At 45.2% G+C, this 25,869-nt stretch carries 28 protein-coding genes; 12 read left to right on the top strand and 16 right to left on the bottom strand.

All coding sequences use genetic code 11. The features are described 5' to 3' along the window. The first annotated feature begins 48 nt into the window (after nt 1-48). The 6 genes from NIES593_RS06750 (at nt 49) to NIES593_RS06730 (ending at nt 5,683) form a co-directional block, all read left to right on the top strand. On the top strand, nt 49-834 hold the full coding sequence (locus NIES593_RS06750; protein ID WP_073598846.1) for a response regulator transcription factor: 786 nt from the start codon (nt 49-51) through the stop codon (nt 832-834). A 139-nt stretch (nt 835-973) separates the two neighbouring features. Next, nucleotides 974-1,975 (top strand): NADPH-dependent aldehyde reductase Ahr, encoded by a 1,002-nt coding sequence (ahr, locus tag NIES593_RS06745; RefSeq protein WP_073598845.1) that lies wholly within the window; start codon nt 974-976, stop codon nt 1,973-1,975. 130 nt (nt 1,976-2,105) lie between these two features. After that, on the top strand, nt 2,106-2,375 hold the full coding sequence (locus NIES593_RS23445) for a hypothetical protein (RefSeq protein WP_139253642.1): 270 nt from the start codon (nt 2,106-2,108) through the stop codon (nt 2,373-2,375). Next, entirely contained in the window at nt 2,314-3,330 is a 1,017-nt protein-coding gene (gene dusB / locus NIES593_RS06740; protein WP_073598844.1) for a tRNA dihydrouridine synthase DusB, read from the top strand. Before NIES593_RS23445 ends, dusB begins: the two co-directional genes overlap by 62 nt. Before the next feature lie 130 nt (nt 3,331-3,460). Beyond that, nucleotides 3,461-3,640, top strand: a complete 180-nt coding sequence (locus NIES593_RS06735) for a hypothetical protein (RefSeq protein WP_073598881.1) — start codon at nt 3,461-3,463, stop codon at nt 3,638-3,640. A gap of 147 nt (nt 3,641-3,787) precedes the next feature. Beyond that, entirely contained in the window at nt 3,788-5,683 is a 1,896-nt protein-coding gene (locus NIES593_RS06730; protein ID WP_083602360.1) for an alpha/beta hydrolase, read from the top strand. Between the two features lie 12 nt (nt 5,684-5,695). Here NIES593_RS06730 and plsY read toward each other — a convergent pair whose 3' ends face one another. The 6 genes from plsY to NIES593_RS06700 all read right to left on the bottom strand — a co-directional run bounded on the left by plsY (nt 5,696) and on the right by NIES593_RS06700 (nt 10,240). Beyond that, nucleotides 5,696-6,346 (bottom strand): glycerol-3-phosphate 1-O-acyltransferase PlsY, encoded by a 651-nt coding sequence (gene plsY, locus NIES593_RS06725; RefSeq protein WP_073598843.1) that lies wholly within the window; start codon nt 6,344-6,346, stop codon nt 5,696-5,698. A gap of 143 nt (nt 6,347-6,489) precedes the next feature. Continuing rightward, nucleotides 6,490-7,686 carry a DUF3086 domain-containing protein gene (locus NIES593_RS06720; protein ID WP_073598842.1) on the bottom strand — a complete coding sequence of 399 codons (1,197 nt, stop codon included), beginning with the start codon at nt 7,684-7,686 and terminating at the stop codon, nt 6,490-6,492. A gap of 52 nt (nt 7,687-7,738) precedes the next feature. Continuing rightward, complete coding sequence (locus tag NIES593_RS06715) at nt 7,739-8,137, bottom strand: DUF3119 family protein (RefSeq protein ID WP_073598841.1); 399 nt, start codon at nt 8,135-8,137, stop codon at nt 7,739-7,741. A 103-nt stretch (nt 8,138-8,240) separates the two neighbouring features. Beyond that, the gene (locus tag NIES593_RS06710) at nt 8,241-9,089 is read right to left on the bottom strand and encodes a DNA-formamidopyrimidine glycosylase (RefSeq protein WP_073598879.1); all 849 of its coding nucleotides are present in this window, start codon (nt 9,087-9,089) and stop codon (nt 8,241-8,243) included. A gap of 124 nt (nt 9,090-9,213) precedes the next feature. After that, nucleotides 9,214-9,447: a photosystem I reaction center subunit IV gene (locus NIES593_RS06705; protein ID WP_015145772.1), complete on the bottom strand. Its 234-nt coding sequence runs from the start codon at nt 9,445-9,447 to the stop codon at nt 9,214-9,216. A gap of 145 nt (nt 9,448-9,592) precedes the next feature. Further along, the gene (locus NIES593_RS06700) at nt 9,593-10,240 is read right to left on the bottom strand and encodes a DUF6391 domain-containing protein (protein WP_073598840.1); all 648 of its coding nucleotides are present in this window, start codon (nt 10,238-10,240) and stop codon (nt 9,593-9,595) included. A 237-nt stretch (nt 10,241-10,477) separates the two neighbouring features. Between NIES593_RS06700 and NIES593_RS06695 the strand changes: the two genes are divergently transcribed. Continuing rightward, the gene (locus NIES593_RS06695) at nt 10,478-10,660 is read left to right on the top strand and encodes a hypothetical protein (RefSeq protein ID WP_073598839.1); all 183 of its coding nucleotides are present in this window, start codon (nt 10,478-10,480) and stop codon (nt 10,658-10,660) included. Here the strand turns inward: NIES593_RS06695 and NIES593_RS06690 are convergent. Beyond that, complete coding sequence (locus tag NIES593_RS06690; protein ID WP_073598838.1) at nt 10,657-11,853, bottom strand: glycosyltransferase; 1,197 nt, start codon at nt 11,851-11,853, stop codon at nt 10,657-10,659. The genes NIES593_RS06695 and NIES593_RS06690 overlap by 4 nt on opposite strands. A gap of 258 nt (nt 11,854-12,111) precedes the next feature. Between NIES593_RS06690 and NIES593_RS06685 the strand changes: the two genes are divergently transcribed. Together NIES593_RS06685 and dps are read left to right on the top strand one after the other, a co-directional pair. Beyond that, nucleotides 12,112-12,885 (top strand): ZIP family metal transporter, encoded by a 774-nt coding sequence (locus NIES593_RS06685; protein ID WP_073598837.1) that lies wholly within the window; start codon nt 12,112-12,114, stop codon nt 12,883-12,885. 53 nt (nt 12,886-12,938) lie between these two features. Further along, complete coding sequence (gene dps / locus NIES593_RS06680; protein WP_073598836.1) at nt 12,939-13,484, top strand: DNA starvation/stationary phase protection protein Dps; 546 nt, start codon at nt 12,939-12,941, stop codon at nt 13,482-13,484. A gap of 321 nt (nt 13,485-13,805) precedes the next feature. Here dps and NIES593_RS06675 read toward each other — a convergent pair whose 3' ends face one another. Together NIES593_RS06675 and NIES593_RS06670 are read right to left on the bottom strand one after the other, a co-directional pair. Continuing rightward, nucleotides 13,806-14,231 (bottom strand): tellurite resistance TerB family protein, encoded by a 426-nt coding sequence (locus NIES593_RS06675; protein ID WP_175561055.1) that lies wholly within the window; start codon nt 14,229-14,231, stop codon nt 13,806-13,808. 55 nt (nt 14,232-14,286) lie between these two features. Beyond that, nucleotides 14,287-15,627, bottom strand: a complete 1,341-nt coding sequence (locus NIES593_RS06670; protein WP_073598834.1) for a 16S rRNA (cytosine(967)-C(5))-methyltransferase — start codon at nt 15,625-15,627, stop codon at nt 14,287-14,289. Between the two features lie 396 nt (nt 15,628-16,023). Between NIES593_RS06670 and csaB the strand changes: the two genes are divergently transcribed. Both csaB and NIES593_RS06655 read left to right on the top strand, forming a co-directional pair. Then, a complete protein-coding gene (gene csaB, locus NIES593_RS06660; RefSeq protein ID WP_073598832.1) occupies nt 16,024-17,058 on the top strand; it encodes a polysaccharide pyruvyl transferase CsaB in 1,035 nt (344 codons plus the stop codon). 488 nt (nt 17,059-17,546) lie between these two features. Next, nucleotides 17,547-18,716 carry a hypothetical protein gene (locus NIES593_RS06655; RefSeq protein WP_139253641.1) on the top strand — a complete coding sequence of 390 codons (1,170 nt, stop codon included), beginning with the start codon at nt 17,547-17,549 and terminating at the stop codon, nt 18,714-18,716. A gap of 30 nt (nt 18,717-18,746) precedes the next feature. Here NIES593_RS06655 and NIES593_RS24520 read toward each other — a convergent pair whose 3' ends face one another. Both NIES593_RS24520 and NIES593_RS24515 read right to left on the bottom strand, forming a co-directional pair. Beyond that, nucleotides 18,747-18,956: a hypothetical protein gene (locus NIES593_RS24520; RefSeq protein ID WP_217651838.1), complete on the bottom strand. Its 210-nt coding sequence runs from the start codon at nt 18,954-18,956 to the stop codon at nt 18,747-18,749. 115 nt (nt 18,957-19,071) lie between these two features. After that, nucleotides 19,072-19,530, bottom strand: a complete 459-nt coding sequence (locus NIES593_RS24515) for a class I SAM-dependent methyltransferase (RefSeq protein WP_245817334.1) — start codon at nt 19,528-19,530, stop codon at nt 19,072-19,074. Nucleotides 19,531-19,682: 152 nt separating this feature from the next. On the opposite strand from NIES593_RS24515, the gene NIES593_RS25115 reads away from it, so the two are divergent. Then, nucleotides 19,683-19,811 (top strand): hypothetical protein, encoded by a 129-nt coding sequence (locus NIES593_RS25115; protein ID WP_281250704.1) that lies wholly within the window; start codon nt 19,683-19,685, stop codon nt 19,809-19,811. A 4-nt stretch (nt 19,812-19,815) separates the two neighbouring features. Here the strand turns inward: NIES593_RS25115 and NIES593_RS06645 are convergent, their stop codons facing one another. The 5 genes from NIES593_RS06645 to hemC all read right to left on the bottom strand — a co-directional run bounded on the left by NIES593_RS06645 (nt 19,816) and on the right by hemC (nt 25,687). After that, on the bottom strand, nt 19,816-21,201 hold the full coding sequence (locus NIES593_RS06645; RefSeq protein ID WP_073598830.1) for a glycerol acyltransferase: 1,386 nt from the start codon (nt 21,199-21,201) through the stop codon (nt 19,816-19,818). A gap of 175 nt (nt 21,202-21,376) precedes the next feature. After that, nucleotides 21,377-23,446, bottom strand: a complete 2,070-nt coding sequence (locus tag NIES593_RS06640; protein ID WP_073598829.1) for an AAA family ATPase — start codon at nt 23,444-23,446, stop codon at nt 21,377-21,379. 56 nt (nt 23,447-23,502) lie between these two features. Continuing rightward, complete coding sequence (locus NIES593_RS23970) at nt 23,503-23,676, bottom strand: hypothetical protein (RefSeq protein ID WP_175561054.1); 174 nt, start codon at nt 23,674-23,676, stop codon at nt 23,503-23,505. 34 nt (nt 23,677-23,710) lie between these two features. Then, nucleotides 23,711-24,328 (bottom strand): Uma2 family endonuclease, encoded by a 618-nt coding sequence (locus NIES593_RS06635; RefSeq protein WP_073598828.1) that lies wholly within the window; start codon nt 24,326-24,328, stop codon nt 23,711-23,713. A gap of 396 nt (nt 24,329-24,724) precedes the next feature. Beyond that, nucleotides 24,725-25,687 (bottom strand): hydroxymethylbilane synthase, encoded by a 963-nt coding sequence (gene hemC, locus NIES593_RS06630; protein ID WP_073598827.1) that lies wholly within the window; start codon nt 25,685-25,687, stop codon nt 24,725-24,727. Nucleotides 25,688-25,869: the final 182 nt, after the last annotated feature.

The raw sequence follows: 25,869 nt of genomic DNA, 5'->3' as shown, positions 1-25,869 counted from the left end.
TGACTCTGTTAGCTTATAAAACAAATGTTGTGAAGGAAAAAAGCAAAGGTGGGTTCGATCTACGTTGCTATTGTTGAGGGAAATCCGCATCTGCGATCGCTGCTAGGCTGGCATCTACAGCAAGCAGGCTATCGAACGCAACAAATCGCTACGATTGGGCAAGCTAGAACGGCGTTTCTCCATCGCCAACCAACATTAGCTATTGTGGATTCCGATCTGCCCGACGGAGACGGGATCGAATTATGCCATTGGCTTTATCAACAGCGACAGACGCTGATCTTAATTCTCTCGGCACGCAATAGCGAAAAAGAGATTGTTAAAGGACTGAAAGCGGGTGCGGATGATTATTTAACCAAGCCCTTCGGCATGCAGGAGTTTATGGCGCGTATAGAAGCCCTAACCCGCCGCATGAGAGTAGCTTCTGCGCCCTTGTATCTGGAATATGGCGACCTGAAAATCGATTTAGTGCAGCGTCGGGTACAATTCAAGGAAGAATTTATCGAACTAACGCCGCAAGAATTTAGCCTGCTCTACGTTCTTGCCCAGGCAGAGGGAATGGCACTGAGTCGGTCTGAATTGCTGCGTCGAGCTTGGCCCGAAGCGATCGACAATCCCCGTACTATCGATACTCACGTGCTCTCGCTGCGCAAAAAAGTCGAAATCGATCCCCGACAACCCAGTTTAATTCAAACCGTTCGCAACGTCGGCTATCGGTTTAATCCAGATGCCCTTGAGGACGCGCCGATGCCTGCAATGCCGCCAGCCGCGATCGCGCGCGATCGTAATAACGGCAACGGACACAATCTATCGAGAATTGCCGCCAATCATTCTTAAAACTTACCCCATCCATGCTTCCAGGATTGTGGATTTTCCTGACAAATGTATCTTGAGAAAGATTTTTTTCAATCCAATCTCCAAAGTCGGTCGAGTCATCTATCCTAAAGAGGAGATTGACTAGAGGAGAGGGAAAATCATGATTCGAGCCTACGCAGCCCGCGAACCCGGTGCAAAACTAGAGCCATTCGAGTACGAACCAGGTCTTCTGGGAGAAGAAGAGGTAGAAATCCAAGTCGAATACTGCGGCATCTGCCACAGCGACTTGAGCATGCTTAATAATGACTGGGGAATGACTCGCTACCCATTCGTGCCCGGTCATGAAATTATCGGTACGATCGCGGCTTTAGGAGACACAGTTAAACAACTGAAACTCGGACAACGGGTTGGGCTAGGCTGGTATTCCCGTTCCTGTATGACGTGCGAATGGTGCATGGGGGGAAACCACAACCTCTGTCAGACAGCAGAGGGAACAATTGTCGGTCGCTACGGCGGTTTTGCCGACAAAGTTCGCGCCCACCAAGGCTGGGTACTTCCCCTGCCCAAAAACCTCAATCCCGCTACATCAGGTCCATTATTTTGTGGCGGGATAACCGTTTTTAACCCACTCGTCCAATTCGATCTCAAACCGACCGATCGCGTCGGCGTGATAGGCATTGGCGGACTCGGACACATGGCGCTGCGTTTTCTTCGCGCTTGGGGATGCGATGTGACTGCCTTCTCCACGAGTTCCGACAAAGAAGCCGAAGCGCGAGAAATGGGGGCAAATCATTTCGTCAACTCCCGCGATCCCGAAGCGTTAAAAACAGTAGCCAACTCCTTTGACATGATTCTTTCTACCGTTAATGCCGATCTAGACTGGGGCACCTACATTGCTACTCTACGTCCCAAAGGTCGGTTACATTTCGTCGGAGTCGTTCCCCACCCCATATCGACCCATGTTTTTCCGCTTATAGAGGGTCAGAAGTCAATTTCTGGCAGCCCGCTTGGCAGCCCTACTACTGTCGCTCGCATGCTCGATTTTGCTGAGCGCCATCAGCTTGAACCGATTACCGAGACATTCACCTTCGATCGAGTCAATGAGGCAATGGAAAGGCTCCGCAGCGGCAAAGCACGATATCGGATAGTCTTAAAACATTAGGAGCCAAACTAATTGACAATTCGCAAGGCATCGCTGCTCGGGGGCGCTTTGTTACCGCTCGCTCATAGCGTGCGCGGCGGGGAGTAATTAGTCAGTAGCTCTGCGTATAATACCANTTTTTCATTCATTAATGACACAGATAGTCGATCGCCCTCACCCCCAACCCCTCTACCAAATTGGGAGAGGGGAGAAGAATGTCGATCGCGAAAACCTGAAAATTGGTATAAGACTCCCTCAGAGAACATCTGTAGCGTTCTTTTTTAGCAATAGTATTAGCTGCCCCGCCCCGAATTCCGACTTCCGAATTCCGACTTCCGACTTCTGTCTTTCACCCTTAAATGACCCTATCTCCCAGCCTACAAACCAAACTCTCCACACCTCTAAAGATCGGTTCGCTTGAGGTTAATAGCCGCGTTTTGCAGTCTCCTCTCTCTGGGGTGACCGATTTGGTATTTCGACGCTTGGTGAGGCGTTATGCACCAAAATCGATGATGTACACGGAAATGGTAAGCGCGACCGAAATCCATCACCTCAAGGAACTGCCGAGAATCATGGAAATCGACCCCGACGAACAGCCGATTAGCATTCAACTGTTCGACTGTCGCCCCGATTTTATGGCTGATGCCGCCCAGAAAGCAGTAGCAGAGGGCGCTCAAACAATCGATATCAACATGGGCTGTCCGGTTAATAAAATTACTAAAAAAGGGGGCGGTTCTTCTTTACTGCGCCAGCCAGAAATTGCCGCAGCGATCGTCAAAGAAGTCGCCGGAGCGATCGATGTTCCCGTAACCGTCAAAACTCGCCTTGGCTGGGACGATCGCGAAATCAACATTCTCGACTTCGCCAAACGAATGGAAGACGCAGGCGCAGCAATGCTGACTTTGCACGGACGCACCCGCGCTCAAGGATACAACGGTTCGGCACGGTGGGACTGGATCGCACGAGTCAAGGAAGTACTCTCAATTCCTGTCATTGCCAACGGAGATATCATTTCTGTCGAATCCGCCGTGCGCTGTTTAGAAGAGACGAGCGCGGATGGAGTCATGTGTTCGCGGGGAACCCTAGGGTATCCTTTTTTAGTTGGAGAGATCGATTATTTTTTGAAGACGGGGAACCCAATACCATCGCCGACAGCCGTCGAACGTCTCGAATGTGCCAAAGAGCATTTGTGCCTTCTGTGGGAATATAAAGGCAAACGAGGCATTTTTCAGGCTAGAAAGCATCTGGCTTGGTATTGTACGGAATTTGCTGGCGCATCTGAGTTACGAGATAAAGTATCTCGGATCGAAACCGTCGAGGAAGGATGCGAGTTGCTCGATCGCGCCATCGCTCGTCTGGTTGGTTTGGAAAAGTAGTATTTTTTTCCCTTTTAAATGGGACTGACATGCCGAAATTAGGAGCTTACGCTGAAATTTAGGTCAAACGATAGAAGCCATGCTTGAGTTTGAGAGCGATAATAGATTTTATAGAAAGCCTCGAAAAACTATGAGTCTTAAGGAGATCTTCAAACAGGGTTTAAGAGATGGTTATCTCGATCCGACGCTCAAAGCAGAAGTGATGAGAATCTGCCATCCCGATACAATTTTGTCGGCTGAAGATCGCGTTTATTTAGAGCAGTTAATGGGGGCAATTTTAACGGGAGAAATTGCTGGATTACATTTATAAAAATTTGAACGGTAAATCGATACAAAGATAGGTTTTCGGGGCAATCTATAAAAAGAAGTTTGCTAGCTCGGATCGATCGCGCCACCATCGGGATCGCAGAGGGGCTAAGACTAACAATTTTTTCCTCTTATCAATTAGACCGGACTTATGAAATCTTGGCTCGGTTGGCGTAATGATAATGAATCTGAATTTCCTGAAGGCGCGATCGCGGGCGATCGCACAGAACCTCAAAAGCTCTTCCACTCTTCCATTCCCTTATTCGGCAGCATTGCCGCCCTTCTATTTTCCCTCGGTTATTGGATTGCTCCTTCTGCTTGGGCAGCCGAACGCTTAAGCGTTCGCGCGGGACTTTTTGAGCACTCAGTCGAGGTAAAGTCCCTAGAACATTTAGCCAAGACGGGAGAAGTGCCATCCTCGCTAAAATCCTATAAGTTTTTGTTAACCCCCACTATCAAGCAGGCGTTTACTAAAAGCCTGTACGTCGATTCGGCTCTAGTCGAGCCACTTCTAGCAGATTTATTTAGCTCTCCCGATGGGGAAAAATTACTCGACCAACTCAGCAAAGCGCTACCGGGAACCGACGCACAACGGATTAAAGATACCTTCAGCCTTGCTTTGCACGGAAGAGATGCTCTGAATTTTCTGAGTTTTGTACGCGCCTATCCCGACGCAACTCTTACCGTCGATCTTGCCGAGGTGGCTAAGATCGCCGTGCAACTCAATGCTTCCGCTTGGCAAAATCAAATGATGAGTCCTCGACTAGAACGCGACCTTCGAGTAGAGGCAAATGAAAATGTTCCTCTCGGTATAGATCCAACTGTATCGGGCAACGAAGCCGTTTCGATGGTGACGTTAAGGTTGAAAGATGGAACGAGACAGCGCAATATTCCCGTAGACATTTACTACAGCAGCAATACTCGCGGTCCTTTGGTCGTCATCTCTCATGGATTTGCAGCCGATCGCAAATTTCTGCGCTATCTTGCCCGACATCTAGCGTCCTACGGCATGACAGTTGCTGCCCTAGACCATCCCGGTAGCAATATTGCCGTGCTAGTGAAAAAAGCCCTGGGCATGCGAGTCAGTCAGCTATTGCCTGCCTCCGAGTTTATCGATCGCCCTCAAGACATTAGTTTCTTACTCGATAAACTAGAGATCCTCAACCGACGCAAAGGTGTCCTGAAAGGTAAATTAAACGTGCGGCAAGTAACGGTTATCGGTCACTCCTATGGCGGTTATACGGCTTTAGCCGTCGCTGGAGCAGAACTCAATCCGAAAGCGCTGCGCGGCTTTTGCCAAGCCGTGTCTATTCTACAGCGTTCGCCTGCCGACTGGTTGCAATGTGCGGCTTCCGAATTGCCTTACGGAAGACGACAGTTTAGAGATCCCAGAGTCGCCCAAGTCATTGCCTTCAATCCCATTATCGGCAATCTCTTCGGCAATGATTTGTCTGGGGTCAAGGTGCCGACATTAATTGTGTCTTCATCGGCGGATGGGATCACGCCAACTATCTCTCACCAACTGCAACCGTTTAAGCAATTGTCGGGAGAAAAATACCTTCTAGTTGCGATCGGCGCAACTCATATGAGCTTGACGGATATCAGTAATTTAAATAGTACTGTCGGACAGAGTACTTTAGTGCAAGAGGTGATGGGAAAAGATGCCGAATCGATGCGACAAATGGCAAAGGCGATCGCTTTAGCCTTTGTCGAACAGCTAACGCCTGCGGCCCCAACCTATCGACCGTTTTTATCACCTGCTTACGTCCAATCGCTTTCTGACGAGAAAATAACTTTTCGTTTGGCTAGAGAACTTCCTCCCACCGTAGATGCTTGGCTGAGCGTTCTTAATTTAGGCAATCGATACGCCGATTCCGACGAATCTGAGGGCAAGCCTTCCATTCTCAAGGCAATTCGAGGGTATTTTATTAATGCCACAGAGATGATATCTCCGCCCGCTTACTGTAGCGGACAATTAGACCGCTTATTTACCGGACTCTTGAACACCTACGATAGCGATCGCTATTATTGGGATAGTTTGGCTTAATGACGATTAGCATCAAGCTTCTTCTTGTAATTTTTGTCCGATCCGAGGTTCGGTTCCGGCAAGAAGACGACTGATATTGCTTCGGTGACGAACGATTACATATATCCCCGCTATGGCTGCAAATAGAATATAAGGAAGGGGTTGTTTGAGAAAAATCATTAATATATTAACCGCGATCGCGCTGCCAATCGAACTGAGAGAAACGATTCTCGACAGTGCCAAAACGATTAAAAAACTTGCTAACGCTCCCAAAGCCACAACAGGGTTCATGACTAATAAAATGCCTAAGCCAGTGGCTACAGATTTCCCTCCGCTAAAGTTGAGAAAAATCGATTTACTGTGACCGAAGATCGCCGCTAAACCCGTGGCAACAATCAGCCAAGGTTGCCAATTGGCAGGAAGAATTTCTGTAGGATAAACCGCATAAAAAAGATCGACCAATGCAACTGCGATCGCTCCTTTGAGGAGATCGATTAATAAAACCGCGATTCCAGCACCTTTTCCTAGCGTTCTCAGAACATTAGTTGCCCCAGTCGAACCAGAACCATGCTCTCTAATATCGATTCCTTTGAGATAGCGTCCGGCTAGATATCCAGTCGGAATCGAACCGAACAAATAAGCAACGATTGTGAGTAGTCCGCTAATAAGTATAGAGACAAGCATGGTGAGTCGTTAGTGGTTAGTCAACTGATGAAAGGATTTATGATTTTAGATTATCCCACGACTAAAGTACGTGGGCTTGAAAGTCTTTTAATCGATCGAGAGTCTAGAGTCTTTCGCCACTAACGACTCACCACTAACCCTACCTAATATGTGTAGCTAGACATTTGTTGGGGATCGGCAGCAAAAGCAAGCCACAAAGGAAACTGTAAAAGAGAAAGATTCACTTCATTTTCGGTTTCGTCAATAATAACCAGGGGAAGTTGTTTCTTCTCGACCAGACGTTCGGCTTTTTGGACTAACGCTTCTGCGGATTCAAACAGGGTCACGCCGCGTTCTGGTCCAAAATCGCTGCGAGAGATTCCCAAGCAGTCTTGCAGTCCCCGCCGCCATTCTCCCAATCGTTCGGGAGTATTTGCCAGTACCAGCGTTCGAGAGCGATCGCCATAAATCCTGTGCAATACTGAAATTATTGCCGAAGCAATTAGGATATTTTGCAGGCGGCTGCCCATAGTGCGAATTGCTCCCCGTCCGCCTTGAGAGAAAAACCAGTTTTGTACTCGTTCGGCGTGAATTGGTTCAAAGGTACGTCGCAGTTGCCAAGGAGGACCATAATAGTCGGGACGAGTGCGATATTGTTCTAAAATTCTTTGAATTTCTCTGGTTCGATCTTGAAATCTTTGTTGGGCAAATTGCGGTGCGAAGGATTCTTCAGCGGGAGGTTCGGGTTTTGCTGCTGTCTCTGTTGGTTTTTCCCATTTCTCAAAGGCAGGTAATTCTAACTGTTCTGCTGCCGCCGCTAAATCTTGTAAGCTACCGACTAAGTAATCTTTAAATCCTTGTACTCGAATCGCTAGATCTTGGGATACTCCGGCAAAACTGGTACGCATTTCTTCGCGAATGCGATCTCTGCGGCGTTCGAGTTGCTCGATCGAGATTTCTAAAGCTTGTTTGCGTCCCTCGAGTTCTTTCATCGCTTCCTGAACCATGCGTCTCAAGGTTTCTTGGGTTTCGGCGATCTGTTCGGAAAGCATTTGAGCTTTTCTCTGTTGTAATTCTTTAATTTCTGCTTCGAGGGTTTGTTTTTGGCGTTCTAGGTTGGCAACTTGTTGAGTTATTTGTTCTACCTTGGGTTGACTCGATTCTGCTAAAACTGGCGAAGCTGATTCGTGCGAGATTTCTTCTATGATTTGTTCGACAAACTCTACTTCAGAAAAATCTGAAGCTTCGGGTTGCGATTCAATTTTTTCAGCTTCCACTTCTTTCGCTAAAGACTCTTTTGAGTTATCCGGTATATTAGAAGTTAAATCTGATTTTTGGGTGGGTAATTCGTCTGAATTCATTAATCGAATAATCTCTTAAAATTCTGCGACCTATAAATGCTTTGCTGTATTCCTAATTCGATTTTTCCAGCGGGTAGTAGTTTTCTAGACAAGCTTTTAGAGTTTTTGGATCGAATAGAATTGGCAAAAAATGAATACTTTTAATTTCCCTAAAATAGAATAATATTGGCACCCGCTCCCAAAAAATTTTCCAATTTTGCCATTCAGCATAGGGAAAATTCCGAATTAATTTTCCAGAGCGGTAGACATCTAGCGCCGTTTCCGTAAATTGTAGTCGAATAGTTGCCGTCTGAAGCATTAAAAACAGCCCAAACAGAGAGATAACTAAACCTACCCAAATTTGTATCCAAGCGATCGGAATTGCAGCTATGATTAGCACCAAGGGGATTTTGTAGCTCGGTGCCAGTTCGACAGTTTGTCCGGTTGCCGGAGAAGGTTGAACTGAAGTCACGGTTAGAAAAGTTGACCCTACTCTAGAACACAGTCTATTTTAACAGTTCCTTAGGGGAAGTCCTTGAGTAAGGCATGGAGTGGCATTGGCGATCGCTATCAAACTACCTCTGACATTGAGGACAAAAATGAGTAGAACGACCGCCTAATTTCACTCGCGCGATCGCAGTTGCGCAGAGACGACAAGGTTGGTTGCCACGACCATAAACCCAAGCAACGCCGCCATAGTTACCATTAATTCCCTTGACATCTCGAAAATCGCTAAAGGTCGTGCCGCCTTTGTCAATAGCTGTTTGCAAAACTTCAATAATCGCCAGTCGCAAGCGTTCGATTTGTTCTGGGGTTAGATCTCGTGCGATCGCAGTTGGTCTAATCTGACTTTTAAACAAAGCTTCGTCGGCATAAATATTGCCAATGCCTGCGACGATTTCCTGATCGAGCAAAAAGGTTTTAATCGGACGACGGCTATTTTGCAGCTTGTGTTGGAGGTATTGCCAAGAAAAATCGGGAGACAGCGGTTCGATACCCAATTTTTTCAAACCCGTAATAATCCTTTCTGGCGACTCTTTTGGCGGCACCCACCAAACCTTGCCAAACGTCCGCGTATCGACAAAACGCAACTCGCGATCGCCTTCCATAAATAGGCGAATGCGCACGTGTTTTTGCAAAGGGCGATCGCGCTCTAACCACAATATTTGACCGGTCATGCGCAGGTGAATGCCTAACCAACCCGCATTTTCTGATGAAGCGTTCGTCAGTTGAGCTAACAAATATTTACCGCGTCGCTGCCAGCAAGCGATCTTGGTTCCTACAATGTTTTGGCAAAATTCCGACGCACAAAGAGGGTAAGCAAGAGTACGCTTGAGTAACACTTCCCCACCGCGAATAACTTGCTTTTGGGTCAGTTGATTGAGACCCCGACAGACGGTTTCTACTTCGGGCAGTTCTGGCACGATTAAGTCCGTTCGCTCACTAACGAAGGAAAAAATAAGGGGGTATTGCAATAAATACCCCCTACTACTATAGCGGTTGGTTGAGGTCAAAGAAATCTGGCTCCCAACCTCGACCATAGTCACTTTATTTTGCCTTCTTCGCAGGAGCTGCAACTACTTCAAGTTCGTGTTCGGCAAAGTTATTCGTATTTACCCCGCTAGCGTTGCCGCTAAACCCAGTGTAGTTGACCTTATCAAAGCGAACGATGTAAGGATAAATAATGCCGCCTTTTTCAACGCTGGCGACAGTGCCTACATCTCCGTACCAATAGGATTCTTTGCGAAGAATTCTAACTTTTGCTCCACGTTCGATTGCCATAAGTTTGTTTTCCTTGATATATCGGTATCCAATTCAAGATTGCTAGTACCGTATCCTTGAGAAGGACAGGCACCTAGATTTTTCTTTTCTTCTATAAAAGCGTACTACTGGATCTGAACTCCCTAGCAACTCAAAAGTTTAAGTTTTATTGCGGCTCTTGCCATTGTACGGCAACAAAATAGGCAGAACGTCCCCAGAGGTCTTTAGTTGCTGATATATCGGTTAGCGTCAGATTAAAGGGAATCGCGGTAGTCAGATACTTCTGAACGGTGAGTCCTAAATCGGGAGCTAGTTGAGTCGCTACAGTAGCGGCTAGACCTAACCCGATTAGTTGTTCGATTGGACCTCTCGGCAAAAGGAAGTGAGCGCCCAACGCTAATCCTGCCGTTAAAAGCATTGAGACTGAAAGATTAGTCCCACAGCGAGGGTGTACGGCTAAATCCCATTCGCCCCCTTGAAGTCTTTGAAGAGCAGTGCGGACGGCTCGCTGTAAATCTAGCTGGCTGACTTGACCGTAGAGATAAAATCCCCGGTCAGTAGACAAGCCGCCCAAGGTTTCGTTATCCTGCGGACGAGAATTTTCTGAGTCTTGTTCCTTCTCAAGCTGACTTGTCTCGCTTAAAACCCAAACGGTAGCATGTTCTAGGGCATGCACTTGACGTAACATCAGGATTTCTTTAAGTCCGGGAAGAAAACCTAGCAGTTTGAGAAACTCGCTATCCTGTGTCGGTTGGGGCTTGAAAAGATCCAAGTCCCAGGCGTTGCCAGTATTAACATAAGCAGAATTCGTCATAGTCAGTTAACGACCAATAGATAATTAAGCAATCGATGCGTAGCAAAATCGCTGCCCTAATTTCTACTTTACAAATAAAGGCGTGAAACGGGTCATTATCCTAACATCGAATAGGGGAAAGATAAGAGAAACCCCTTGCAGTAATACGGTTAAAGAACTACTAGCCGAAATCAACAAGCAATCGCCATAAAAAATGTGTTAAATAAAAAGCTAGAGTTACCCATAGGAAATAGCAGCATGGATAAAGCCGCCCTTCAAGAGAAAGTCGATCGCGTTGCCAAAAAGCGAGAGTTCCTAGTCCAACTTTTGGAGAAACCCAATTTGGGAACCTTGCGTCTTGATGTTTCCCAAGCTTTGGAAGAATTGGACGAGTTGCTAGAAGAATACAAGGCAACCTTTCCCCAAGATACGACAAATTAATAAACAATCGACGGTTGCAGCGACTCGTCTACATAGCTCATAATTTTCGCCAATCTGCTTTCCCAGGAAAACTGGCGTGCGAACTCGATTTGTTCGGAATATCCCTCAACTTTTCTGGGATGCGTTTCTAACGCCTGCTGCAGAGCGCGGGTATAAGCAACAACGCTATCAGTCTCGCACCAACCAGCCACGATGTTTGCCGTTTTGAATTCTATTAGCGGGGGAATCTCAGAGGCAACGATTGGCGTCCCAGAAGCCAAATATTCAAAGAATTTGAGGGGAGAGGTAAAAGTCGCTGCTTGCCCGGAAAGATGGGGGTGAGCTAGGATATCCGCCGCTTGGAGCAAACTGGGCAGTCGTTCGTGTTGTATGTAGCCTAAAAAGATAGCGTTTTTAATTTGCTTTTCTTGCACTAACTGACGATAGGCTTTCAGTTGAGTTTCATTCCCTCCAGCAAAGGCAAACTGAACGCGGGGTAATTCTTTAGCAACGTCCAACAACAAATCGACTCCTTTAAATTTGTATAATCCCCCAGAGTAAACGACTAAATGCTCTGTTGCGTCAACCAGCAATTTTTTTCGCCATTCTGCCGCCGCTTCTGGTTGTCTGACTAAAAAGGATTGATTGTAGCTCAGATGAAGTTTGACGATTTTCTCTGGCGGCATGCCATTTTTAATCATGTTTTCTCTGACTGAATCGGCAACGGTAATTGCTACCTGAAAAAGAGGACTATTAACAATTTCCGGTTCGTATTTGCCGTTGCGATCGTGTTCTCGCTCGTAAATAACGGGAATGCCAGATCTAATCGCTGTTTTTACTAAATTCCAGTCTAAAGTATGCAATATTTTAGTATGGGGAAAGATATGAACGGGAAAATAGTACTTGCAAACGTAGGTGCTTGGATGAGTCCATTTTCCTCCCTTTTCGCTAATCGGCAATGGCATTGAGAGGGGAATAACCTTTAGTTTTTCTTGAATATTGTAAAAGTTAATCAATTCTTCTGACGGTTTTTTCGGTCGAAATGGATAAAACCAATCGAGAGGATTGAGAGCTTTTTTCCCCTGCTGAATATAGACTAAAATTGCCGAATACCCCAAATTGGCTGCTGCATTAGCCGTATTAACATCATGAATGATATGGGCTTCGGGTTGGGGCAAAACATTTCTAGTAAAAAAAATATAATGTTTGGACATATTAAAAGGCAGAAGGCAGAAGAAAAACTATCTTTTCATCCAAAATTCTTCGATCTTACCGCATTGAACTGAGAGCAGCTACGAGAAAAGGCGATCGCAATTTTCAAGCCAATTCTTTTAAAAACTCTCTTGACAAGTCATACTCGTTATGAGTACACTCTAGAAAGTAGAACAAACTCGTAACGAATACGAATTGTGTCGGCGAGCAATCTTTACTACTCCAAAACCCGTTTTTGTTTTAAAATACACAAAGAAAGGATGGAAACAGTTGCTATTGGTTTCGTTGCCAGTTTAATCGCAGGATTAGCAACTGGTGTCGGTGCCCTGCCTATCTTGTTAACCGTTAACATAACCGAACGGTTTCAGGGGATTTTGTTAGGATTGGGGGGTGGGGTGATGCTAGGAGCGACTTCCTTCTCTCTCATTGTTCCGGGAGTAGAGGCCGCAATCGCACAGGGTTATTCTAAACCCAAGGCAGCTTTTCTTCTCAGTGTAGGGATTTTGTTAGGAGCGGCATTAATTTGGTTAGCTCACGAAAACTTTCCGCACGAACACTTTTTCAAAGGACGGGAAGGATCTACGCGACAAAATTTTGAACGAATTTGGCTGTTTATCCTGGCTATCACCCTACACAACTTTCCAGAAGGATTAGCAGTTGGCGTTGGTTTCGGCGGCGAAAATCCTAGCGGCGGACTAGCCTTAGCGACTGGAATTGGCTTGCAAAATATGCCAGAAGGATTAGTTGTGGCGCTTGCCTTGAGAAACTTAAGATATTCAGTCAGTTACTCTTTAAGCGTTTCCTTCTTAACAGGCTTAATCGAGCCAATTGGCGGGATTGTTGGAGCGAGTGTAGTCAGTCTAGCTCAACCGATATTGCCTTGGGCAATGGCGTTTGCTGCGGGCGCAATGTTATTCGTTATCGTGGATGAGATTATTCCGGAAATTAATTGTAAGGGTTTGGCTCAAGAGGGAACCTTTGGAGTGATGACCGGATTCGTAGCGATGATGTTTATGGATACAGCGTTTGGCTGATGACATTCGATCGCAGATCTTGCAAAGCTTAATAAGAGAAAGGAGAAATAATCATGGCGACAACACAAGTCACTCAAACGGGCAAATCTGCATTGTCTACACGTTTCTATCCGACTCGCATCGATTTATCGGCTGACATTCGCAAGTCAGTAGTAGAAATTCTCAATCAAACCCTAGCTGCGACGTTGGATCTTAAAACCCAAGTCAAACAAGCTCACTGGAATGTTAAGGGCATGCACTTCTACCAATTGCACGAGTTATTCGATGAATTAGCTACCGAGTTAGAAGGGTATGTAGATCTGGTTGCCGAACGAGTTACTGCGCTTGGCGCTACGGCGATGGGAACGGCTCGCATTGCCGCAGAACAATCCATCCTACCAGAATACCCTTATGATATCGTAGATGGCGCAGAGCATGTAACAGCCTTAGCAGAACGGTACGCCCAATATGCCGCTCACCTTCGGGGAGCGATCGATAAAACTGACGAGCTGGGAGATGCAGATACTGCGGATCTCTACACTGAAATTTCCCGCGACATTGACAAGCGCTTGTGGTTCCTAGAAGCTCACTTAGTTAAAAAAGGAGATGTAGTCAGCTAATCGGTTTTAGATTTCAACAAACAAAGCCTGCCATGGGGCAGGCTTTTGATGCTTAAAGTTCTACTTCTTTGCACTTGCGATCGCGTCCAATTGATAAAATCTTAAAGATTCTCTACTCCGATGAATTCATTATCTATAAGCGATCGCGACTTTCCTTTCTATCCCTCGCTCCACAAACCAGTGTTTTCTTCCGGTCACTGTGCTTTACAAATTTGGCTACTTCTGTCAAAGCTGAATACTCTGCATTTCTATAGAAAATAGAGTGAAAGAAAGCAAAATCGATGATGAGTGAGTTATGAACGAACCAGATCGCGCATTTGCTCAAACATGCTCGCTAATAGCTTTTCGATATAGCTTTTGAATGGTTTTGAGAACTTTGTCACCAGTCGATTTGGGAGATTCGCTAGACGGATCGAGAAGCTGTACTTTAGTTAGCAATTTAGCTTCTTGCGTTGGAATATCACCATCGCTGTAAATTAGAGCGCTAATTGCTTCTAATAATCCGTAATAATCCTCTTGAGAAGGATTTTTGCCTACATAGTCCTCTAGCCACTGGTAACATTCTGCTGGTTTTACGGGTTTGAGTTCGGATAAAAGCGATTGAATTTCTGGGTCATCAGCTATTCCAGTGTTGGCTGCCATGCGGCGTAAATAGTTTCGTTCTTCTGGTTGAATGATGCCGTCTAGCCAAGCAACACCAACCAAAATTTTTAGGAGTTGTTTTGCGTCCACTTCTTTTTTCATCATTAAAAAATGTTACGTATCTAACTTGTCCTACAAGAAAAGTTTCTTCCGATATCTTTTATTTTTTCTTCAACTTCACCATGAAAAAACCATCCATCTGATGTAGGTGAGGTAAAACTTTAATCCATCCTTCGCTAGTTGTAAAGGGGGCAGCGGGAGAGTCGGGAGATGGCGGTTGAATTTGCCAATCGGGATGGCGATCGCAAAAAGCTTGTACCGCTGTTTCGTTTTCTAGGGAATTGAGCGTACAAGTTGCATACACTAATGTACCTCCAGATTTTACCCAGGTGGCTGTTTGCGTTAACAGTTCTTCTTGTAGGCGAGACAGTTGAGCGATCTTTTCTGGCGTTTGTCGCCAACGAATGTCAGGTCGCCTGTGCAGCGTTCCCAGTCCAGAACAAGGGGCATCTAGCAAGACACGATCTGCTATTTGCCTAAATTGAGGAAACTGACGACTGTCGCCCGTGCAAATTTGAATCGAATGGAGTTGCAAGCGTTGGATATTTTCTTGAAGTTTGCGCAGGCGAGATAAAACGCGATCGCATGCCCAGATCGTACCGCGATCGCCCATCAGTTCGGCAATATGGGTTGTCTTGCCTCCCGGTGCGGCACAGGCATCGATGACGACTTCTCCGGGTTGGGGATCGAGCAAATGGGCGACTAGCTGGGCGCTACTATCTTGCACCGTCCACCATCCCTCCTGAAAACCGGGTAATTGTTGAATCGATCGCGCTCCTCCTACTAATCTTAACGCCTGCGGTAAGTAAGGAACGCGAGAGACAGCGATGCCAGCATCAGAAAAGGCAGTTGCGACTTCATCGATAGTCGTTTTGAGAATATTGACCCGCAAGTCGATCGCGGGAGGTCGATTAAACCACTCGCATAACTTTTCCGTTTCTGCAACTCCGAATTGCGCTAGCCAAAGTTGAATAATCCAGTCAGGAAAGCTGTAGGCGATTCCCAGTCGTTGAATGGGATCTGTAGGCAATTCTAGAGGATCGCTACCTTGGGCGGCTAGACGTTCGTATTGGCGCAACAGTCCGTTAACTACGCCGGACAACGATTTTAATCCGTTTTTTTTTGCTAATTCTACGCTGGTATCGACAGCGGCAGAAGCGGGAATGTGACTGAGGTAGCGTAACTGGTATAAACCGATCTGGAGAATAATGCGTAAATCTGGCGGTTGTTGAGAGGCTTTCTTTTTGCCGAGTCGATCGATTAAAGCATCGAGCGATCGCTGTCGGCGGACGATGCCATAAACTAATTCTGTAACCAAAGCGCGATCGGCACCGCTAGGGTTAGTTTGGCGCAAGACGCGATCTAGAGCAACATCTGTATAAGCTCCCCGTCGATAAATAGCATGGAGAGCATCAAAAGCCAATTGACGCGGAGTTGGCATGATAGTAATTCTTTTTTTAGATGGGGTCTATATTCTCGCCAAGATCGGGGAAGTCTTTATCCACCTTATCCGATCGCGCTTGCAGTCAGTTTTCGATCGAAACAATTGTTGGAGAGGCGATCCCCAGATCTTCGTTCCGTCCGGGGCGGTTGACAATTCGCAATTAAAGAGGAAGAATCTGGGAAATGTTGAGCGATTGCTCAACATGACATCTAAATATTTTGGCAAGAGACGAGCATGATAGCGATCGCGCTCACAATCGAAGATGAGAATTGATTTTCATAAAAGGTCTAATAGATCCAATTGTGAATGGCGAATTGGGATGACACTGAGCCAATCGTTGAGAAAATATAAACGATCGAGCAAAAATCTTCCGACAAGCAAGGACAAAAAGTAATGCGGGCAGTCATTTGTGGATATTACGGTAAAGGAAATGCAGGGGATGAAGCCTTATTAGTGTCTTTAGTACAAATGTTGCCCAAACGGATAACTCCTATCGTTCTTTCCGGCAATCCAGCCCAGACTAGCAAGCGCTATGGGGTAGAAAGTTGCGATCGCCGTTCGGCTTTTTCGGTTTTGCGGGCGCTCAAAGCGTCAGAATTGTTTATTTGGGGCGGCGGCAGCTTGATCCAAGACGTTACCAGTTTCGCTAGTCCTTTTTATTATATTGGATTGATGGCACTGGCGCAGCAGCGAGGCTTAAAAACGATCGCTTGGGCGCAGGGAATCGGTCCTCTCAAGCGTTCGATAACGCGATCGATGACGAAACGGGTTTTGCAAGGATGCGCGGCTATCAGCGTTCGCGATCGCGTCTCGGCTGCCCTAGTAGCCGACTGGAACCTTTCGTCCATTCTCGCCCCCGATCCGGTTTGGGCGATGGAAGCAAAACCCGTTCGAGGGTTGTGGGATTTGCCCGCCCCCAGAGTCGCCGTCAATTTGCGTTCCCATCCGCAACTGACTCCCCAACGCCTTGCCAATCTGACTCAGGCATTAATCGATTTTCAGAAAGCGACGAAAACTTGTATTTTACTCGTTCCTTTCCAAGCGTCGCAGGATTTGGCGATCGCGCGTTCTATTGCCGAGCAACTTCCCGGAGAGCGTCATGTCGTTTCCCTAGAAGATCCCAGAGAATTAAAGGGATTATTCCGAGGCGTAGAAATGGCGATCGGGATGCGCTACCATAGCCTCATCATGGCAGCTGCCGAAGAATGTCGCTGTTTTGCCCTTAGTTACGACCCCAAAGTAAGTCGATTGATGGAAGAAATTAATCTGCCCGGATGGGAATTAGAAGACCTTCCCGACGATCCCAACGTCATTAGCACCGCCTGGTTGGAACACTATGTCAATGGGGAATCTTTGGCACCCACTCAAATTCAGTCTCTAGTCGATCGCGCTCTAATGCATCGGGAAATTTTAGCAAAGGTTTGTTAGGAGCTATTGGTCATTGGTTAGTAGAAGCGAGTTTATCTAAAAAACCTAGAGATTTACCTACATTTAACATTTAGTAGAAAAAAAAACCGCCCGTACAGGGGTTAGTTGTTAATTGTCTCCCTTGTCTCCCGATTTTGGCGAAGCCGCCGCACGCTTCTTGAACCTCTTCAAGGAGAACGGCAGATTTTGGATTGGAGATTGGTTAGTGGTTAGTAGTTAGTAATTAAAAATCCCTTCTCCCACAAGGGGCGAAGGGACTTCAGGCAAAAGTCTTAAGTGGAAAGTCCCTCTCCCAGAGCGGGAGAGGGGTTGGAGTCAGAGCGATTGGAGTTTGGTCACTCAACCAGCCCCTTGTCCCCCTTATCCCCCAGTCTCCCTGTCTTTCTCAATCGGGGGAACAAAAGCGCAAATTCTCCGGTCATTGACACTCGTAGCTAATGCTAACGGCGCGTAACTAAAGCGCGATCGCGTTAATGAATTGACCTGTGATGAGTGACGCTAATCCCTCAAACATGCCTCCTTCACAATCCAATTTTTCTTCTGCCGACGGCGACTTGCCGGAAAACCGGAGCGTTCCTATACCAGATGAGAATCTAGAAGAACAATTTTTATCCTTCACAGAGTTGGCAAATTCTACAGATGACGAGTCGCTGGCAAATTCGGACACTTCCGAACGCCCGCAGACGCTTGAGGAGCAACTCTTTTCTCTTCTGGAAACGATTGATTCCTCGGAGCCGCCATTTTCTGCAATTGAATCAAACGCAGTCGAACTAGAGGCTTCTTTAGTCGATGCTGGCAGTAACTGGTATAGCGAACGGTTGGAGGGAGACACTGATTGGTTTGAGATCGCCCATCAACTCGAAGAACAAAACCAAGAACTCGATAAAACCATCCTTCAACTCAGACAAGCGCTCAACGAGTCGCAGCAACAGTTACAGGAGCGATCGCAAAGCGCAGAGGCAGCGCTCGCGCAACAGGCAGAACAACTTCAGCAAGCCCAAGACCATATTGCCCGTTTAGTGGCTCGATTAGATGCCTCCCAGCAGCAGGTCGAACGCCAGCAACTGAAGATTGCCACTCTCTCGCAACAGCTTGAGTTCGCCCAACAACAAATTGCTCGCTTAGAACGAGAATACGCCGTACTCCAAGAAGACTGCAACGACAAAGACCAAAAACTCCTCGCGATGGAAAAACATATTCGGGAATTATGGTCTCGACTCCATCGCCAGCAGCGCTATGCCTTGGAGTACAAAGCGGCATTAGAGCAGTATTTAGGCGCCTCAGACGCTCGCGTTATACTCGGTGAGTCGTCTAATTTTTCTCTAACTCCCCCTGTGACTTCTAAAGTTACCGCGATCGAACCTTGGTCGAGCCAAAGCGATCGCTTTTCCTCCTCGTCACCAAAAGATGCCAATGCTATCGATTCTAGTCTCGACAAGCCGCTAGAAGAAGCATTCATTATGGAGATCGATGCTTCTGAGGTTTTGGAAATAGCCGAGTCTGATGCTGAACCCCTCAATTTGAATCCCAATTCTCAAATTACTACCCCGCCTCGCCCAAATTGGCCCTCACCGATAATTTCTTCTAACCAAAAACCGCCAGCTCAGGTTTCGGTCGATCTACCGTCTTTCTTGCGTAACCGTCGTTCTGATGAATAAAAAAGGGGGATTATCCCCCTCTTAGCAGAATTAGGCAGATGCCTTGGCTATGTAAACGCTCGTGCGGTACACCATGCAAACCTTGCCATTTTCGTCGCAAAAGCGATCGCACACCTCTTGCAATCCATCGAGAAATTTCTGCTGCGCGAATTCTTCATAGGGAATAAACGAAATGCTCCTGGCATGACCGAGAAATTGCAACCAATCTAACTCATGCCTGTAAGCGAACTCGTAGCTCACAACATTATCGAAGTAAGGACTTTCTCTAAGCGAGTTTGCCGATTTACTGAGGGGTTTGAGGCGCTTTTGGGTGGTTACTGTATCGACCAGACGGCTGTAACTTGCGGTCAGCTTGTCATCGCGATCTAATATCGTTCCATACTAGGGCTAATCGTCCAGTTGGTTTGAGAATGCGACGAAATTCTAGAAGGGTTAATGCTGGGTCAAACCAATGGAATGCTTGAAAGCTAGCAACCAGATCGACTGATGCCTTGGGTAAGGTCGTATTTTCTGCCGTGCCTTTGCGGAACTCAACTAACGGATGAGGTGAAGCAGCTTGTCTCATCTCGTCATTTGGCTCGATCGCAAACACTCGTACTCCTTGGTCGGCTAACAAACGCGAGGCAATCCCCGTCCCCGCACCAACATCAGCAGCAAGCAGTTGCGAGGAGCTATCCAACCCTTCTAGGATTTTCTCGATCGCTTCTTTGGGATAGCTGGGTCGATAGTTCGCATAATCGGCTGCTCGACCGGAAAATCGAGCTAAAGGATTCATTTTGTGGGGTAGAACGGTCTGGGATTGAGTTTTATACATCTCGTCGATCGGTTTGACTTCACTAATCTAAATTTTATATTTTCTTTAGATTTAGTCGAGCCATTACCGAGCAAGTGCGAGCGATGTAACTGGCGATTGGTGGGCGAGGACTGGGAAATGTACGTTTTTTCAACCTAAAAAACATTTTTTGGTTGAAAGATGTAGGAGAAAATATTGGCGATCGCGATCCCTTCTTCGATCCTTCAGTGCCTCCTGGAAGGGATAATGATGAGAAAGTTCGGGTTCTCATAGAGTTAGAGCAATGGAACAACAGAAGGTAACAGCTCAATTTGTCGCGATCGTATTCTCCAATGCCATCTGTAAGTCTTTCGTTAACGTGGCAACGGCTTGACGGCGATTTTGTCTATAGTCATGCCAACGATCTGAAACAGAAATCGGTTCGCCAATCGTCATTTGAACTCGCTGTTTTCCCAGGCTAGGGCGAAAGAAAGGATTTCCGCCTTTGATACGAGTCACTAGATCCCACAATAGCAAGGTTGTTTCTGCAAATCGTTCTGCCGTCGGTTTTTCTTGCACGTAGTACCACGTAACGGCAACAAAAGTTTCTACCAGTCGCATATGCCACATCCGCAAGTTGGCTTCTTCGGCAATGCGATCGGCTAATCCCCGTTCTACTGGCGAAAGATTATGGGTGGGTTTGAGTTCTTCGCGATAAATATAATCCCATCCCGCTTGTTCTAGACGACGACAGCGATCGATAAAGTTACCTTTTGGCGGTAAGACGAAAAACTCTTCTGCAACCTTGAGAGCAACGTCTAGTAAATTCTGCAATCGAATTGATAAGACTGCCTCTGTATCTAACTGGCTTGTTTCTGCCTTCGGTTGTGGTAAGGTTTGATGATAAAACTCTCGATAAAATTCCTCCATCAGCGATAGAAGATGCTCTCCCAATCGATAAAGTCTCTGATAGAGAATCTTTTCATCCGATGCTTCTGATGTTTGAAGAGTGGTTAAACCAGTTTCGATTTCTAATTGCGTTAAGAGTGTTTCTATTTCTTTCCAGGGAGGAGTAACGTAGCGGTACTGTATGCCGACGGGGACAATGAGAACTTGTTGGGAACGTTGGGCTTTTTGTAGATCTTCAACGCACCAAAAGCCGAGTTGTGAAATTCCTGGTTCTATAGGACTGACAATTTCGTTATGACCGTTGGTTGCTCCCTCTGGTGCTGCCATCATAGGAAAACGACCCTCTGCAAACAACTGACGCGCCGATCGCAATCCCATCAAGTCCATTTTGCCACGCACGATGGGAGTGCCGCCCAACTGAGAGTAAAGCCATCCTATCCCCTCGCCCGCCCAGAGAGGAATACCGCGATCGTAGATAAAATGGGCGTGAGTAGGAATTTGTAGCGAGATGCCTTGCTCTCTAGCCACCTGGGGAAGTAATTTCCAGAGAAGATAAACCATGGCGTAGGGATCTTCGGTATTGGGATGACGAAATGCCATCAAAAAACGAATTTTCCCTTGCTGAAACTGATGGTAAAGATCGGCTAAAATTTCAACGCGATCGGCTTGAATGCTAGCAATATTCGTTTTCCACCGCAACCACAGCGGCAAAATGATTTGAGAACTTCGCAAAACTATAGGATTGAGAGAAGGAGGAATGAATTCTAGCGGTGGTTGAGCGCGGATCTCGCGACCGTTCATCATTTAGGCTTAATAAATTTTAATTAAATTTTTGTAACAACTAGCGATTAATTTGCCCGTCATCTTCTTTCTGACTGCGCCTCAAAGTAGCCAGAGAATAAATTCCCTGTCTAAGATGCTAAAGTCCGTCTTAATTGATTTCTTGGTGAAATCAAGTCACAAGGAAATTTCCCTGGAATTAACCATCTTTCTCGATCTCAATTATTTCGGTATATTCAAACGAATTAGAACTTCGCTTAACTAAAGGATAAAGCTTTCCACCTCGCGCGATCGCATCTTCTTCGCAATCTGGTTTGGGAGAGTTATAAACTAAAACGTATTCTTTACCGATATAATTGCTGATTTCTTCTTCTAATTCTCCTCGCCACTGCGTTTTTGTCACTAAAACGAGCAATTGATTGGCTAATTGAGGAATAGTTTTTGCCACCTGCCGTCGATAGATTTCATCTAAACTTCCAAAGGGAGAATCCATGACAATTGGAAAAGTACTGCTATCGGGTCCCATAAGAGTATTTTTTTGACTCCATTCTCTTACTCTATCGATAATTCCTCCGATAAATGATAAGCTCAAAATCTGATTTTCTCCTGTAGAGGCAGCAACGGGAACGGCGATTCCCGATGTATTTTCTATAAGATTGAGTTCATAACTATCACTAATTCTAGGAATATAAGGGGTAAAAGAAATCGAACTAAAGATTTCTTGAACTCGCTTTTCTAAAGAAAGACGAAATTGTTTTTCTAGACGATTTTTGACCTCTATTAACCGTGCGATCGCGTCCTCAGTCGCTTGCATTCGTCTCCGTGCTAGTCCTTGTTTTTCTTCCTTGATTTTCTGCTTAGAAACCTGCTTAACAATTTCCTCAATTTCCTTTTCAATGACTTCTATTTGATGTTGATTAGCTCCCTGCTCTAAAATAAATTCTTTAATAGCATCTTCTATTTCATCTACTTGTTTTTGAATAGCTTTAATCTCTTCATCAGGATAATGTCTAAATTTATTACCGATCTCATCTAATTCATTTTCAACTTGTGCTAATTCTGTTCTCCATTGATTAATTTTTGCTTGTTCTGTATCGACTTCTTGCCAAAATTCTAAAGCTTGTTTTTCAATCTCTATAACCTGAAATTCTAAACGAATTGCTGACTCTTCTACATCAGCCATTCCGGCTCGATTCATCCATTCTTGAACTTGGTTATAAGGATCGCTGTCTTCAACAAGTTCGATTCCACAAATACAGCGTTTTCTATCTAATAATTGTTGAACGAATTGTTGTTTAATACCACTGGGTAACTCCCCTCTTTTCCGCAGTTCGTCAATTAAAGAATTAAATTGTGAGATAATTTCAGGAAGAAAGATACTATAGCCTCGATTTGAGAGCGATCGCTGAATTTTATTTTTTGCTTCTAATAGATTTTTTCGCAAGATATTTTCTTGCTTTTCTAGTTTTTCTTTAAGTTGTTTTAATTCTTCTGCACCGCTCAACTCTAACAAACGATGAGAAAGGCTTTTTTTTAACCCTTCCTGTTGAGTTAATGTTTGAATAATGAGTTGCTGGCTTTGCTGTAATTGCTCTTTCTCTTTTTCTAATTTTGATTGCACTTGCAAAAGCTTTTTTGTATCTGGATCGCCAATCTCTTTTAATTCTTCTTGTAAATTTTTTTTGGCTTTTTTCAAATGCTCGATCGCGCGATCTAAGACTTTAACGCCTAACAGTTCTTTTGTATCTTCAGCAATATTACTCTTTTCACTCGCTCGAAAAATGTGGTCGATATGCTCTCCATCAAAGAAAAAATATTGATGCAAACTTTCTGGCAAAATTCTATTAATAATATCGTCTGGCTGTTGCAGCGGAGGATACCAACGTCCGTCATCTCCCGCTATTAACATAAAAAATTTACTTTGGCTATATTGAATCTTGTTATCTTTATCGCGGCAAGCATAACATTTACGCTTGACTTGATAGCGTTTATTTTCATGCTCGAATTGAACTTCTACCCAACAATCAACCGATACGCCGATATTCGCTTCATTAATTGCTCGTTTATTAATCAACAAATGAGGAGAGGCAAAAGCAGCCGTAAATTTCTCATAAAGTGCCCAGGTAAATGCATTGAGGAGAGTGGTTTTACCCGCACCATTATTCCCATGAATAATCGTTGTATTTTGTTTCCCAGAAGCCAGGATTATTTCAGGAGTTTTTCCATAAAATTGTCGAAAATTACATAGTTTAATCGAGAGAAGCTTCATAGCAATCTAATAAATTTATGTTTTAAAGGCATGCGATCGCGCGTTTGGGACACTAATTATTGAATAACCTCTTTCACAATTTTGAGAACATCGTCATTAATATTTCGAGGAGCTTTTAAATAAAGTTTATCCTTCTCCAGTTGTAAAACTTTTTCGATAATTTGTCGAACTTCTGGTGGAGCCGTTACGATAGGTTCTTGAACGCGATTGATATTAGAGTCGTTAGTCATTAGTAATGTGAGTGTCTTGCTCGTTAATCTTTATCTATTTATTTTGACGAATTTGGGCACGAAATTCTAAGATTGATTCTAGGGTATCGGTACGGGTTACATACTGCGATAATAGTTCCAAATCTAGATTTGGTAACAATTCACTAGCTGGAATTTTTTCGTATTCGTTTCCTCGCAGACAGTAAACTGAAAACCGATCGTTTTGCCAAAACCAGACTTCTCTAACCCCTAGCTTTTTGTATACTGCTAACTTATCTATGCCGCCACTGGTTACTACTACTTCAACAGCTAAATCTGGAATTTCTTTATCCGTACCGATACAATAAGATTCATCTGGTTCCGTACCCCCTTTTTTCTCTTCTTTACTTAACGTCGTCGAACCAAGAGGAAAATATTGAATGCGTCTTTCTTGAAAGTAGGCTTCTAGAAGAGAACCGATTACTGATTTACTTCTTTCGTGGCGGCGACTGGGAGACATAATTTCTAAAATGCCTTCTAAATAAGTTACCCGATATCGAAGGCTGTCGCCGAGTTGGTCAAGTAGCTTTTCATACTGTTCCCAGCTGACTCCTGTAGTAATAAATTTTTCCTCTGGATCGTCTATTTGAGACTCAAATTCATCTACAATATCTTTGAGTAAAATTGAAGTCATTGTTTTGTCCTTAGTCATTAGTTATTGGTTTTTTGTTATATCAATTCGTCAGCATTAGAATTTTATTTCCTAGTTGACTGACAAAACTCAAATCTCCCTCACCCCAACCCCTCTCCCTATTTGGGAGAGGGGGTCTCAACTTAAGACTTTTGCCTGAAGTCCCTTCGCTCCTTGTGAGAGAAGAGATTTAGAAATGAGAGGACAAAGATTTGTCTGTCAACCAGTTTTATTTCTTTCTTTTCTCTCTTTGTGGACGCACCGCTTGAGTGCCGAAAATTCTTCCGGCATCGGGTACTCTTGTTTGTGCCTTTGTAACAATTATTATTCCGATATTAACGAAAACAACATTATTTGTCCTTTCTCAAGAACGAATGACCAATGACCAAAGACTAATAACTAACCCCTCTCAATTTGCGCGAAAATTTCTGCCAAGATTTCCCCTGCGCCAGCGTTACGCACGCGGATAGCTAATTCCCGTCCCAATTGTTCGGCATCGCTGGATTTACCGCTAATCGTATCCTTGACCAGCTTTTTGCCATCCAAACTCGCTACCATTCCAGTCAAGGTGAGGGTATCGCCTTCGATTTTGGTATTGACTCCGATAGGAACTTGACATCCGCCTTCTAATTCTCGTAAGAAAGCCCGTTCTGCATAACAGCGATCGCGGGTTTGGGTATGTTCCAATACTTTGAGAACTTCCAGAACTTCCCCGTCGTCAGCGCGACATTCGATTCCTAACGCGCCTTGTCCGACGGCATGAAGCGAAATATCAGAGGGAATAACTTGATGAATGCGATCGCCCATTCCCAATCGCTGCAATCCTGCAACTGCTAGAATAATTGCGTCGTACTCTCCCGCGTCGAGTTTAGAGAGTCTGGTATTGACGTTTCCGCGCACGTCCTTAAAAGTCAGGTGAGGGAAATGATGGCGTAATTGGGCTAACCGTCGCAGAGAAGAGGTTCCAACTACAGCGCCTTCTGGTAGAGTCTCCAACTGCTTGTCTTTATGCTTTTCGTTGACCACTAAAGCATCGGCGGGGTTAACTCGTTCGGTGACGCAACCTAAAATTAAGCCTTCAGGTAACTTAGTAGGCAAATCTTTGAGAGAATGGACGGCTAGATCGATTTGCTTGTCGATCATTCCCACTTCGAGTTCTTTGGTAAATAGTCCCTTATCTCCAATTTTGGCAAGAGCGACATCGAGAATTTTGTCGCCTTGGGTACTCATGGTTTCAACTTCAAACTGCCTGTCGGGATAGTGTTTCTGAAGTTGTTCCTGCACCCAGTAAGTCTGAACCAGGGCTAATTGGCTTTTGCGAGAACCAATGCGAATGGTGCGGCTAGGACTAGAAACGGTCATAAAATGTATTGTTAGCGAAGCATCAATAAGGGACTCGATCTAGAGTATCGCAGTGCTTGACCGGAGTTAATAGCTCGTTCCCGTTCTTTCACCAAATAGTTACAACTTTTAATATTTTAGAAGCGGCGACATACATAACCTAAATAATTTGCCAGGAACTTAAGTTCCTGGCTCTCAACTGT

The sequence above is a fragment of the Hydrococcus rivularis NIES-593 genome (genome assembly GCF_001904635.1).
GTDB lineage: Bacteria > Cyanobacteriota > Cyanobacteriia > Cyanobacteriales > Microcystaceae > Hydrococcus > Hydrococcus rivularis.
This window is presented reverse-complemented; position numbering and strand designations above follow the sequence as displayed.